Annotated in this window: 9 protein-coding genes; all 9 read right to left on the bottom strand. The window is 59.2% G+C overall.

The genetic code is table 11. The annotated features are described in order from the left end of the window. Positions 1–44: 44 nt before the first annotated feature. The 9 genes from QVZ43_RS06920 to QVZ43_RS06880 all read right to left on the bottom strand — a co-directional run bounded on the left by QVZ43_RS06920 (position 45) and on the right by QVZ43_RS06880 (position 13,340). Positions 45–2,288 carry an NADP-dependent isocitrate dehydrogenase gene (locus tag QVZ43_RS06920; protein WP_223795140.1) on the bottom strand — a complete coding sequence of 748 codons (2,244 nt, stop codon included), beginning with the start codon at positions 2,286–2,288 and terminating at the stop codon, positions 45–47. 306 nt (positions 2,289–2,594) lie between these two features. Then, on the bottom strand, positions 2,595–4,583 hold the full coding sequence (locus tag QVZ43_RS06915; RefSeq protein WP_302909350.1) for an acetoacetate--CoA ligase: 1,989 nt from the start codon (positions 4,581–4,583) through the stop codon (positions 2,595–2,597). Between the two features lie 16 nt (positions 4,584–4,599). Next, the gene (locus QVZ43_RS06910; protein ID WP_302909349.1) at positions 4,600–5,379 is read right to left on the bottom strand and encodes a 3-hydroxybutyrate dehydrogenase; all 780 of its coding nucleotides are present in this window, start codon (positions 5,377–5,379) and stop codon (positions 4,600–4,602) included. A 13-nt stretch (positions 5,380–5,392) separates the two neighbouring features. Then, positions 5,393–6,757 carry a TRAP transporter large permease gene (locus tag QVZ43_RS06905; protein ID WP_302909348.1) on the bottom strand — a complete coding sequence of 455 codons (1,365 nt, stop codon included), beginning with the start codon at positions 6,755–6,757 and terminating at the stop codon, positions 5,393–5,395. Beyond that, positions 6,757–7,395 (bottom strand): TRAP transporter small permease subunit, encoded by a 639-nt coding sequence (locus QVZ43_RS06900; RefSeq protein ID WP_302909347.1) that lies wholly within the window; start codon positions 7,393–7,395, stop codon positions 6,757–6,759. Before QVZ43_RS06900 ends, QVZ43_RS06905 begins: the two co-directional genes overlap by 1 nt. Positions 7,396–7,510: 115 nt before the next feature. Next, complete coding sequence (locus QVZ43_RS06895) at positions 7,511–8,563, bottom strand: TRAP transporter substrate-binding protein (RefSeq protein ID WP_302909346.1); 1,053 nt, start codon at positions 8,561–8,563, stop codon at positions 7,511–7,513. Between the two features lie 331 nt (positions 8,564–8,894). After that, complete coding sequence (locus QVZ43_RS06890) at positions 8,895–10,307, bottom strand: sigma-54 interaction domain-containing protein (protein ID WP_302909345.1); 1,413 nt, start codon at positions 10,305–10,307, stop codon at positions 8,895–8,897. A gap of 145 nt (positions 10,308–10,452) precedes the next feature. Further along, on the bottom strand, positions 10,453–12,579 hold the full coding sequence (locus QVZ43_RS06885) for a 3-hydroxybutyrate oligomer hydrolase family protein (RefSeq protein ID WP_302909344.1): 2,127 nt from the start codon (positions 12,577–12,579) through the stop codon (positions 10,453–10,455). Positions 12,580–12,977: 398 nt separating this feature from the next. Next, positions 12,978–13,340 carry a DUF6164 family protein gene (locus QVZ43_RS06880; protein ID WP_302909343.1) on the bottom strand — a complete coding sequence of 121 codons (363 nt, stop codon included), beginning with the start codon at positions 13,338–13,340 and terminating at the stop codon, positions 12,978–12,980. Positions 13,341–13,413: the final 73 nt, after the last annotated feature.

The following is a 13,413-nucleotide window of genomic DNA, read 5'->3' as shown; positions in this document are numbered from 1 at the left end:
GTTTTCCTTGTTCCTGACCATCCTGCTTACCGCAGGACCGGAGATCAGCTCACCGACGCGCGGGCATCGGAAAGGATCTTGTTCAGGGTTTCGCTCGGCTGCATCACCTCGCAGACCATGTCCTTCGGTGCGTGGTAGTAACCACCGATATCGGCCGGATGGCCCTGGATCACGGTCATTTCCTCAAGGATCTTGTCCTTGTTCTCTTCGAGCTGTGCGGACAGCTTGCTGAAGAATTCCTTCAGCTGCGGATCGTCGTCCTGCTTGCTCAGTTCCTCAGCCCAGTAACGGGCCAGGTGGAAGTGGCTGCCACGGTTGTCCAGCTCACCGGTTACGCGAGAGGGCGATTGGTTGTTTTCCAGCAGGCGCTCAGTGGCCTTGTCCAGAGTCTGACCCAACAGACGGGCGCGGTCGTTGGACTGCTTTTCACCCAGCTCATCCAGCGACACGGCAATGGCCAGGAACTCCCCGAGGGAATCCCAGCGCAGGTGATTTTCCTGAATCAGCTGCTGTACGTGCTTGGGCGCGGAACCGCCGGCGCCGGTTTCGTACAGGCCACCACCGTTCAGCAACGGAACAATGGACAGCATCTTGGCGCTGGTGCCCAGCTCCAGGATCGGGAACAGGTCGGTGAGGTAGTCGCGTAGTACGTTACCGGTGACCGAAATGGTATCCAGGCCACGGATCAGGCGCTCCATGGTCCAGCGGATGGCGCGAACCGGGCTCTTGATCAGGATTTCCACACCTTCGGTGTCCATCTCGGCCAGGTACTTCTCGACCTTCTGGATCAGCTGGGCATCGTGGGGACGCTCGTCGTCCAGCCAGAACAGAACCGGCATACCGGAGGAGCGACCACGGTTCACCGCCAGCTTCACCCAGTCTCGGATCGGCAGATCCTTGGTCTGACAGGCACGCCAGATGTCACCTTCTTCAACCTTGTGCTCGGTCAGAACGCGGCCGTCGGCATCAACGATGCGCATGATGCCGTCTTCCTGCATTTCGAAGGTCTTGTCGTGGGAACCGTACTCTTCAGCCTTCTGCGCCATCAGACCAACGTTCGGTACCGTACCCATCGTGGTGGGATCAAACGCACCATGGGTCTTACAGAAGTTGATCACTTCCTGGTAGATGGTGGCGTAGGTGGACTCCGGCATAACCGCCTTGGTGTCCTTCAGCTTGCCATCACGGGCCCACATCTTGCCGGAATTACGGATCATCGCAGGCATGGAGGCATCAACAATCACGTCGCTCGGTACGTGCAGGTTGGTGATGCCCTTGACGGAATCGACCATGGCGATTTCCGGGCGGTGCTCGTAGCACTTGTGCAGCTCTTCCTGGATTTCTTCCTGCTTGGATTCCGGCAGCTCCTTGATCTTCTCGACCACGCTGGACAGACCGTTGTTCGGGTTCACACCCAACTCGTCGAACAGGTCACCGTACTTGTCAAAGAGGTCCTTGTAGTAAATCTTCACCGCGTGTCCGAACACGATCGGGTGAGAGATTTTCATCATGGTCGCCTTCACGTGCAGGGAGAACATGACGCCGGTCTTTTCGCAGTCGGCGATCACGTCCTCGAAGAATTTGCACAGGGCTTTCTTGCTCATGAACATGGCATCGAGGACTTCGCCTTCCTGCAGCGGCAGGCTGTCCTTCATGATGGTTTGCTCACCCTTGGTGTTTTCAAACACGATCTTGGCATCGGTGGCCCGGTCCAGGGTCAAGGACTGCTCGCTGGAGTAGAAGTCGCCGCCACGCATGTGGGCAACGTGAGTGCGGGAAGCCGGGCTCCACTCACCCATGGAGTGGGGATATTTGCGGGCAAACGCCTTCACCGCGGTAGGCGCACGACGATCGGAGTTACCTTCACGCAGCACCGGGTTGACCGCACTACCTAGCACTTTGGCGTAACGGGCCTTGATCTGCTCTTCTTCCTCAGTCTCAGGGTGTTCCTTGTATTCCGGAACCTTGTAACCCTGCTCGTTCAGCTCGTTGATGGCCGCACGCAGCTGCGGGATCGAAGCAGAAATGTTCGGCAGCTTGATGATGTTCGCATCCGGGTCCTTGGTGTACTCGCCCAATTCAGCCAGGGCATCCGGAACCCGCTGGTCTTCCTCAAGGTAGTCCGGGAAGTTCGCCAGGATACGCGCCGCAAGGGAGATATCACTGGTTTCAAATTCAATACCAGCCGGCTTGGCATAGGTTTCCAGGATGGGAAGCAGTGACCGGGTGGCGAGAGCAGGTGCCTCGTCAGTCAGGGTATAGACGATCTTGGCTTTGGATGATGTCATTTTCGTCCTCAGGCAAATGGGTGGGTTCAGGACGGTCACGGCACAGTCATGCGTCTTGTGAACGCGAGACACGAGCAATGACTGATCAGAAACTTTTGATAAGTCTCTTAAGATAACATTTTTTCGGAAATCAGCGTTACGATCTTAGTATAAAAACGGAGTATCCAAGCTCAAAAAGCGATAAACAGACGCCGATGCACTGCTAATTTACGAAACTTTCATACATTCCGATGGTTAACGGGAGGGATGTCCGACCACGAGGCGCCGGAGCACGGACGGGGCCCGTGGAGGCCCCGTCCGGCAGGATCAGGCGGGCAGCAACTCAGCCTGCCGGAAGCGTTCACGAATCTGGTCCAGCGCTTCGGGATTGGCCAGCGCATCGCGGTTATCCGCCTTGGCGGACCCGTTGATTAGACGGGCGACGGCCAGTTCCACTTTCTTACCACTGCGGGTGTACGGAATATCCGGCACCTCGACGATGTGTCGGGGCACGTGGCGTGGACTGGCTCCTTCACGGATGCGGGTTTTCAGAGTTTTCTCAAGGCCCTCGGTTAAGGCCTGGCCCTGGGCCGGTACCACCAGAAGAACCACTTCCACATCGCCATCGATCTGGCGTCCTACTACCAGGCTGTCCTTCACTTCGGCCACCGTTTCCACCTGGCGGTAGATTTCCGCCGTACCGATGCGCACACCACCCGGGTTCAGGGTGGCGTCGGAACGGCCATAGATAATGGCGCCGCCGTGCTCGGTGAACTCAATGAAATCGCCGTGGGCCCAAACGCCGGGGAAGGTTTCGAAATAGGCGGAGCGATAACGGGCACCGTCCGCATCATCCCAAAACGACACCGGCATGGACGGCAAGGGCTGCCGGCACACCAGCTCACCCCGGCCTTCGCTGACCGGCTGCCCGTCATCCCCGTAAGCCACGGCGTCGACACCGAGGAAGCGACACTGGATTTCACCCCGGCGCACCGGGAGCAGCGGGGTAGCTCCGACAAAGCAACCACAGATATCGGTGCCACCGGCTATGGAGCCAAGCAGAACACCCGGTGCGCCGTCTTCGTACACCCAGTCGTAATCCTCGGGCAACAGCGGTGAACCGGTGGAGAAGAGCACCCGCAGGGCACTCAGATCCAGATCTTTGGCCGGCCTCAGTTCCGCCTTACGACATCCGGCAATAAAGCGAGCGCTGGTACCGTAATGGGTGACCTTTTCAGTGGCCACGGTTTCCCACAGGCTGTTCAGGGTCGGGTAACCGGGCGAACCATCCACAGTGATAACCGCAGCGCCGGTCATCAGCGCAGACGCTTGCCAGTTCCACATCATCCAGCCGCAGGTAGTGAAGTACAGGAAGCGGTCTTCCGGCCCCACATCGCCGTGCAGCATCAGCTCTTTAGCGTGATTGACCAGCAGGCCGGCGTTACCGTGCACGATGCACTTGGGCTTACCGGTGGTACCCGAGGAGTACAGGATGTAAACCGGGTGATCCGGTTTCTGTGGCGTAAAGCTGGGCGCCTGACCAGCGCCGAAGGCAATGGCCTCTTCCCAGGTAGTCACCAGATCACCGGCGATGGGCGCCTCACCCGGTAACTGCTGCACACTGATAACGCATTTCAGGGACGGCAGTCCGGCGACCAGCCCGGCAAACTCTTCCTGGCGCGCAAACACCTTGCCGCCGTAGCCATAGCCATTCACCGCAATGAGCGCCGAAGGCTCGATCTGGCCAAAGCGGTCGAGGATCGCCCCGGAACCGAAATCGGGCGAAGCCGAGCTCCAGATGGCCCCCAGGCTGGTGGCCGCCAGCATGCCAACCATGGCTTCATAGCCGTTGGTAACCACACCGGCCACCCGATCTCCGGCCACGATGCCCTTGCTTCTGAGGAAGGCTTCGAACGCGCCAACGTCCGCTTTCAGTTCGCCGTAAGTCCGGCGCAGCACGGGCCGGGTTTCACAGTAGGCGACAATGGCTTCCCGATCGGCGTGTTCACCGTCCGCCAGTCGCAGCAAATTGGCCGCGAAATTCAGTGTCATGCCCGGGAACCATTCGGCTCCCGGCATGTCCCGGCTGCCCAGCACTTGTTGGGCCGGGGTATCGCAGACCAGGCCGCAATAGTCCCAGACCTTGGCCCAGAAGGTGTCCAGCTGATCAATCGACCACTGATGCAGCGCGTGATAGTCCTCAAAAGGGCCATAGCCCTGCGCTTCCAGCCAGGTTTTGAACTGGCCCATGCGGGAGTTCCGAAGGGTGTCTTCCGACGGAGACCAGACCACCGGTGACTGTTCTGTGTTACTCATCTGACGCTCCTGACAATTACTGCATGTGCCAGCCGTGGCTGACCACGATAGACTGACCGGTCAAGGCGGCAGACGGGAAGGCCGCCAGATGGACCGCGACTTCCGCCACATCCTCAAGGGTGGTGAACTCACCATCGACGGTGTTTTTCAGCATCACCTTGCTGATCACATCCTGTTCGGAGATGCCCAGTTCTTTGGCCTGCTCCGGAATCTGCTTGTCCACCAGCGGGGTGCGAACAAAGCCCGGACAGATGATGTTGCTGCGTACGCCGTGCTCGGCGCCCTCTTTGGCTACCGCCCGGCACAAGCCCAGCATGCCGTGTTTGGCGGCCACATAAGGCGCCTTCAGCGGTGACGCTTCGAGGGAGTGCACGGACCCCATGTACAACATGGTGCCACCGCCACTTTCGTACATCTGCTTGAGGGCCGCCCGGGTCACCAGGAAGGCCCCGTCCAGGTGCACACTCATCACTTTGCTCCAGTCGGCGAAGGCCAGCTTGTGCACCGCATCGATGTGCTGGATACCTGCGTTGGCGAGGGCAATATCCAGCCCACCCCAGCGTTCGACAATGGCAGCAACGCCCTCATCGACGGCCTGTTCGTTGGTAACGTCCATCGCCAGCGCGATGGCGGTGCCGCCCGCTTTCTCGATGGCTTCAGCGGCTTCCTTCGCTCCTTCGAGGGTCAGGTCGGCCACCGCGACTTTGGCACCCTCCCGGCCGTATTGTTCCGCGATGGCCCGGCCGATGCCTCGTCCGGCACCGGTAATCAGTGCAATCCGGTTTTCAAGACGCATGCTTCAGGTCTCCTCAGTCATAAGCCACGCTGGGCAGCCAGGTCGCAATTTCCGGAACCAGGAACACGATGGCCAGGGCTACCAGCTGAATGATGATGAACGGCACCACGCCGCGATAAATGTCGGTCACCTTGATCTCCGGCGGCGCCACACCCTTGATGTAGAACAGGGCAAAGCCGACCGGCGGGGTCAGGAAGGACGTCTGCAGACACATGGCAAACAGGATGGTGAACCACACCAGGTCGAAGCCCAGTTGCTGCACCACCGGTGCCACCAGTGGCAGGATGATGAGGGTTATTTCCACCCAGTCCAGGAAGAAGCCCAGCAGGAAAACGGCAAACAGGATGGTCAGGACAATACCGTAAGGCCCGAAGGGCAGACTCAGCAGGGCATCTTCGATAACCGCGTCACCGCCCAGCCCCCGCAGGACCACCGAAAACGCGGTGGCGCCCAGAAAGATGGCGAAGATAAACGCCGCTGTGCGGGTGGTCTGCTGCATGGAGGAATTCAGCACCTTCAGATTCAGACGTCCCGCCATCAGGGCCAGCAGCAGCGCACCCAGGGCACCGACACCAGATGCCTCGGTGGGCGTGGCAATGCCGGCGAAGATGGACCCCAGCACCCCCAGAATCAGCGCCGCTGTCGGCAGTACTGCCTTGGCTACTTCCCAGACCACGCCCCAGCTGACCTTTTCCAGCCCCTCGGGGACCGGAGCGATATTTGGCTGGAACAATGGTCGCAGCATGGCGTAACCCACATACATGGCGCCAAGCAACAAGCCGGGCAGGAAGGCACCCATGAACAGATCACCAACCGACGCCTCCGGCACCGCCAGGCGATCGGCCATCAACACCAGCATGATCGAGGGTGGAATCAGGATACCCAGGGTCCCGGTGGCACAGGCGGTGCCCACGGCAAAGCCCTTGTCGTATTTATTCTCCATCATGACCGGCAGGGAGAGCATCCCCAGCAGAACCACCGAGGCACCAATGATGCCGGTGGTAGCCGCCAGCAGCACGCCAATCACGATTACCGTGACGGCAAAGCCGCCCCGGACATTACCGAACAGCTTCACCATGCTGTTCATCAGGCGCTCGGCAACGCCGGACTGGTCCAGCATGATGCCCATGAAGATGAACATGGGCAGGGCCACAAGCGTCTCACTCTCGACAATGCCCCATATCCGTTCGGGCACCAGTCCCATGGACGAGGGATAATCGAACCACAGGTTGGCGCCAAAGTTTTCGACAGCCACGACTCCGACCACAGTCCAGATCACAGCCGTTCCGGCAAGTACCCAGGCCACGGGGTACCCGGTCATCAACAGGACCCCGAAAGTCAGGAACATGCCAATTACAAATAGGGTTTCAAGCTCCATCAGCTGGCGTCCTCTTTCTTTTTATTCCCGGCATCAACCCGGATCGGGCGGGGGAAGCCAAACAACAGGGCGGTTACCTTTAACAGGCGAGATACCGCGGCGATCAAAATCAGTGCAAAGGAAAGGGCAAGAACCGACTTGAGCACCCAGCGATTGGACAGACCGGCCGGGGCCTGACTGGTCTCACCGATCTCCCATGAACGGATGGCGTAGGGGAACATCTCGTACACCGCCAGCGCAAGAAACGGCAGCAGCAGAAGCAGTAATCCAAAGAATTCAATCCAGCCCTGGGTTCGCAGCGACAGACGTTCGTGAATGACATCGACCCGTACGTGGTCGTCCACCACCAGGGTGTAGGCCAGGCCAAGAAGCCAGCCTGCGCCCGCCAGGTGCCACTGGACCTCTTCCAGAAGGACCGATCCCTGGCCAAACACATAGCGGCCAACCACCGCCCAGATAATGACGCCCGTCACTACCAGCCAAAGCCAGGAGGCGGTTTTGCCAATGGCCGTCAGAACAGAATCGATCCACTGACTGATGCGGGTGGTGGGCAATTCAGTGTGGTGGTGAATCAGCTCGTCTGCACCACTTACGGACACACGCCGGTTAGGCTGCGGGCCCTGATCAGACACCGTCATAGGTGATCACCTCACTTGGAAGGCAATTACTTTGAAAATGGATGGCCGGAGAGGCCATCCACCGGAAAAAAGTACCGGCCAGTGGACCGGTACTTTTTGGTGGCTCAGGCCGTTCTTACAGATCGGCCGGCAGGTAGGCGCGCTCATCCCACACTTTGTAGGACTCCATGAACGCTTGCTGGCTCTCGTAGACACGCTTGAAGTCCTCATCCTTGGAGGCTTCTTCTTTCAGAACCTCCTGGGTCACGGCCTTCAACTCTTCCAGTACTTCGCGGGGAATCTGGTCAGCCTGGACACCTTTGTCCTGGAAGCCGGCCAGAACGGCACCGTTCTTGTACTCACCTTCGGCCAGGCCGCGGGTGGTCGCTGCTGTACAGGACGCCTCAACCAGGGCTTTCTGGGCATCGGATGCACCGTCCCACTCGTCCTTGTTGATCAGCATGTACTGAGCCGTGAACTGCTGGTGCCAGCCCGGGAACAGGTTGTATTTAACGATCTGATCAAAACCAAGAATCTGGTCAATGGCCGGCATGGAGAATTCAGTGGCATCGATGGTGCCCTTCTCCAGCGCCTGGTACAGCTCGCCGCCCGGCATCATAGTGACAGACGCGCCCAGCTTCTCCAGAACCTTGCCGCCAAGGCCCGCGAAGCGGATCTTCATGCCCTTGTAATCATCCAGGCTCTCGATCTTGTTGGCGTACCAGCCGGCGGTCTCAGGCCCGATGATGCCGCACAACTGCGCATGCACCTTGAAGCCCTTGTTGGCGTAGGTTTCCTGCAGCAGCTCGTGGCCACCACCGAAGTAGTACCAGCCGATGTAGGCCCATGGCTTCATGCCGAAAGGTACGGCAGCAAACAGCGGCACCGCAGGCACTTTACCCTGGTCGTAACCGATCCAGGTGTAGCCGGCAGATACCTTGCCGTCGGACACGGATTGCAGGATGTCGAACGGGGGAACCAGCTTACCCGGCTCGTAGACCCGGACCTGGATGCTGCCATCAGAAGCCGTCGTCAGGTTGTCCGCAACCCATGCGGCAGGGGAACCCAGGCCTGGCAGATTGGTGGCGAAAGCGACAGGCATTTTCCAACGCAGATCATCTGCGAAGGCGGAACCCGTGGTCAGGGCGATCGCACCGGCCACACCGGTGAGGGCCTTCAGAAGTTTCATTGGCAAGTCTCCTAACATTGTTATTGTGTCTGGTACGCCGCACAAACCGGCGAACCGAGTCTGAGTATAGTCAGGTAACGCAGACAATGAAGACGGACTTATCCAAAGGGAGGGGGTCCAACTGAAAGGCGTCAGTCTTATTGTCTGCGTTATTCTGACGTCCTGCAGCGTGATAAAAGCAGACACTATGCCAATAAAGTTTTTACTCTAATTTTCAATAGCTTATTGTTTTTTCGGGCCGGCTTACCGAGGCTAAATTGTCTGGATCTCCGGACAGCTTAAGACATCCGTCTAATTAAGCTGTCCGCTTTTCCGGACATCTGTCCACAAATCAGGACATCTTAGCCAGTTTCTCGTAAAGAACGGATCGGGAAATGCCCAGCAGCTTCGCCGCTCGGGTGCGATTGCCCCGGCTGGCCACGAGGGCCTCCTCTATGGCCTGGGCCTCGGCGTCCGCGAGGGTCCTGGCCAGAGGCCGTATGGGCTGCGGGGCGAGAGAAGAATGGGATCGTCTTCGCCCCTTGGGCAATACCTTGAACACGGCATCAGCATCCAGCAGCCCCCCTTCCTCACTCATGGTCAGGGCTCGCTCCAGCACATTCCGCAGCTCCCGGATATTGCCCGGCCAATCGTAACTGCCCAGGGCCGACACCCCGGCATCGGTAATCTCGGCGTGCATGCCGAGACTTTCACAGATTTCGCCCAGAATGGCCTCACACAGTACGCCGAGATCTGCCAGACGCTCCCGCAGGGGTGGAATCGGTATTTCCAGCACGTTCAGGCGGTAGTACAGATCGGATCGGAAACCGCCGTCTTCAATCATCGCCTCCAGATTGCGACTGGTCGCCGCGATTACCCGGACATCCACCTGATCCACCTTGTTGGAACCGAGAGGCTCGACTTCCCCCTCCTGCAGCGCGCGCAAAAGTTTGGCCTGAAGGGGCAGCGGCATATCGCCCACCTCGTCCAGGAACAGGGTACCGCCGTTGGCCAGCTGGAACTTCCCCTCCCGGTTACGCCGATCCGCGCCGGTATAGGCTCCCGGGGCAACCCCGAAGAACTCTGCTTCCAGCAGGTTGTCCGGAATGGCGGCGACGTTGACACCGACAAAAGGCTTGTCGGCCCTCGCGGAAACCGAATGAATCGCCTGGGCCAGTACTTCCTTCCCGGTGCCAGTTTCGCCCAGCAACAACACAGGCATATCACGCCCGGCTGCCAGTCGGGCCCGACGCTTGACCTCCAGCGCGGGAGGGCTGGCGCCGACGAAATCCCCCAGGCTGTAACGAGTGCCCCGGGCTTTCTTGGCCAGCGCCTTGCGTGCTGCTGCCAGGTCCTGATGCAGACGGCGGTACTTGGCCACCAGCGGCGTTAGCGGTTGAAGATCGTCGTAGAGAACAAAGGCGACCGCACCCTGTACCGTGCCTGTATCGTCAAAGAAGGGAACCCGCGTGACCACCAGCTGCTGATGGTCATGCTCCATGATGTCCAGCAACAACGGCTTGCCGCTGCTGACCACTTCGGGCATTCGGGTATGTGGTATAACCTGACGGACCGGTTTACCCAGGGCACCTTCAAGATCGGTCAGCCCCAGCAAACGGCCGTAGCTGTGATTGATCCAGGTGATGCAACCGTCCTGGTCAACGGCAATAGCGCCTGCACTGGCTTCCTCGAACATGGGAAACAGTGCTTCGATAAGATCCCGGGTCAGCCCGCTTTTGTTTTTGTCATTGAACAGCTTTGTCATGTATCCCGTACCAGCAACTGCTTGAGAATGCTTCATAGGAATCGCTCGCCTGTCCGGTTTTCCGGACACGAAATACAGAGTATAAGAACGTTAGGGAATGGGCAAACACAACGCCCCGACAAAGCCGGGGCGTGTGAACTGACACTCAGTCCGGGATAACCACCTGATTTTCCTCGAAAAGGATGCGATCTTCCGGAGCCGGCTCAGCGGCAATGTCCGGCAGATTGTCGCTGGACAGCGGATTGGCAACATCGCCACGGGGTACTGTCCGGACCACCTGGCTAGGCGGCAGCGGCTGGTTTTCGGTCAGGTTGGCCCACACCAGATCCAGGGCCTGGAAGTAATAGTGGTGCAGCGGCACATAGCTATCAGCCAGTCCCGGCCCAAATTGAGGACCGTTCAGGATATCCAGGTGGTGGGCGTTGAGCACCTCGTAGTACCGCAGGTTGCTGTTCTCGCCTTCCACCGTCTGGTTCAGACCAAAGTAGGGACGGGAGGTATGGTTGATGGGCAGGATGGCGTCGGCCCGACCGGTGACGAACACCGTTGGCTTGCCCTGCAGATTCCCCGAAGCACGAACTTCCTCAATTCCCTCGGCAATGGCTGCTGCCAGTTCGGCCTGCTCGCCCTCCAGAGCTGCGCCGGTCACCGCATCGGTACCCTGAGCAAGACTGCGCAGGCAAAGCAGGGCCTCCAGGCCATAATCCTCTCCAGCCGCCCCCGGAGATGTACTGAATTCCAGATTCGTGGGCTGCCCCACAGCGTCATCGTAGACGATGTTCACTCCGCCCGTCGGCGGAATGCCGTTGCTGGTTGCGAACAGCGCCGCTTCAGCCGTTGCCGAAAGCTGTGTCACCGCATCCAGGTTTTCCCCGTCGGTAGCCGCCAGACTCAGGCTGCAGACCCGGTCTTCAACACCAGCGCGGCCGTAGGCGTTGGCGTAAGTCATGGAGATGCTTTGCGGAATCCGCGAGAAGAAATGGACCGGCGCCAGCGGATTCTGCTCCGGCTGGATGCCGAACTCTTCGTTCAGAATGCGCAGGGCATCCGTGGCCTGTTCCTCGAGGGTAGCCCCGGGCTCAACAGCCAACAGATTCTTGTCCGCCAGGGCAGCACAGATGCTTGCTCCAACAGTCGCGTCGTTTAAGAAATTGAGAGGCGCCGTAGCATTGACCGATGCCTGGTTGGCACAACCCTGATACACCGCCAGCGCAGTGGTGTAATCCAGCAGGCTGCGGCTGTGTTCGGTAATCACCGGACCGTCACCTTGGACGATGGTGAAGCTGCGATCCACTTTCGGGTTCACATTCGGTTCGGAAACAGCAACGCCGTCAATGAGCCCGTCGGTGTCCTGCTCTGCGGCGCGCACCGACGAACCACCGCCGTTGGAAATGCTGGAGGCGATGACCAGGGTATTTTCCGGCGTGATGGTTGGCCGAACGGCAACCGTGCCCACCGGGTCCCCAAACTTCTCATTCAGCACGTAGAAGCCGAACTCGATCGATTGCAGAACATGCTGGCCCCAGTCTGCCTCCGGGTTGGCTTTGGAGTGCGCGTGTTTCCAGGCAAAGCGATCAGGCCAGTTGCTGTTGAATTCGGCCCGCTGTTCGTCGGTCAGGTCGGCGCGGAACTGGACCGCCTCGTCGGCATCGGTCAGGGTGCCATCAATGCGTTGCGCGGTGTTGGTCTCCAGGTTGTGGGAACCGGTGCCGGTGCCCTTGTCGGTGTAGACCACGGCACAGCCTTTCTTCAAACCCCACTCACCGGCGGTACCAATGGCGCCGTAAATGCCCCGGGAGCCGGAGGAAGGCGCGGTGACCATACAGGGCCGCTCGGGATCAAAGCTGTCGGGCACCTGGGCCATAACGGTGAAAGGTACGTCGGTACCGGGTAGGGTCATGTAGGCGATGAATTCGTCACCGGCAATCAGGCCATCATCCTCGGCGCCGACCTGCGGACCAAAGAAAGTGCCATAACCACCGCCCGCTGATGTATCTACCAGGGCCCGGTAGTTGTTGTAAATCGCCAGCCGACGGAGTTCGGCCGGGGTGGGATTAAGCGGATCGTCGAACGCAGGCGCTGCCCCGGCCAGGCCACTGGCGCCCAGGCCCGCGGTCAGCAGGTCGTCGGTCACACCATCGTAACTGGTTTGCTGTATCTCACCCTGCACAAAGCCAGGTACGGAGTTCAACGGGGGATTGTCGTTATCGTTGCAGGCGGTGAGGGTCGCCACACTGGCGCCGATGGCGGCGCAGAGCATTATACGTTTCATGGTCGTTCCTTACTTGTTGTTGTACGCGAACAGGCCAGGTGAACAGCCAGGCTCTGCCGATCTGCCATGCGTATCCTGTGCCAAAATCCTATTTCATTGATTTATTGAGCTTTATTATCAAAAAAGAGATTGTCCCCGTACAAAAATCCGGAATCCCGGACAACCGATGCACCTAAAAAACGGCCAGATCGCTATCCAAGCGCATTCAAACCGGGTTGTCCGGAAAAACAGACAATGTATGGAAAGCCGGACACTCAGGCCGACCGGTGGTGCTCGTGGTTCAAGGTGGTGGCTGGAGGGCTGCCGTCTGATCTGGCCGCGTTCGCTTAAGTCAGACTGATCCGGTAGTTCCTGGGAGGTATTCAGGAGGAGATGCCGGACAGCTGATCAGAACCTGACTAGCCTATGCGGATAAACGGCAGCAGACTGATGCCGGCAATAACAGCAATCGCCAAGATGGCCGCCAGAGCCCGCACCGGATGCCGGCGGAACAGGTTCCAGACGCCACCAACCTCACCTGTAGCGAGGCCTCGTTCATAGGCTTGCCGCTGGCGCTGGAGGCGCTGACGCTGATACTCATCAAGCAGCTGGCGGGCGCGCTCCGCCTCATCGTCATCGTGCACCCAGAAGCCCCCCATACTGATGCCCCAGAAGCTGGGAGGCGTTTCGTAGTAGTTCACCTCGTGCTCTTCGAACAGGGCGCGGATTTCATCCGCCTCGTCATCAGGCACATGGCGCAGATTCATCAGGTGGTGGGGCATGTCACACTCTGTGTTGGGTTCGGGATGGGTGCTTATTCGGCAGTGCAATAGCCGATATTCTAACATCAAAGGA

It is taken from the genome of Marinobacter suaedae (assembly GCF_030519635.1).
GTDB classification, from domain to species: Bacteria; Pseudomonadota; Gammaproteobacteria; order Pseudomonadales; family Oleiphilaceae; genus Marinobacter; species Marinobacter suaedae.
Note: the sequence above shows the minus strand (reverse complement) of the source record. Positions and strands in the feature narration are given on the sequence as shown.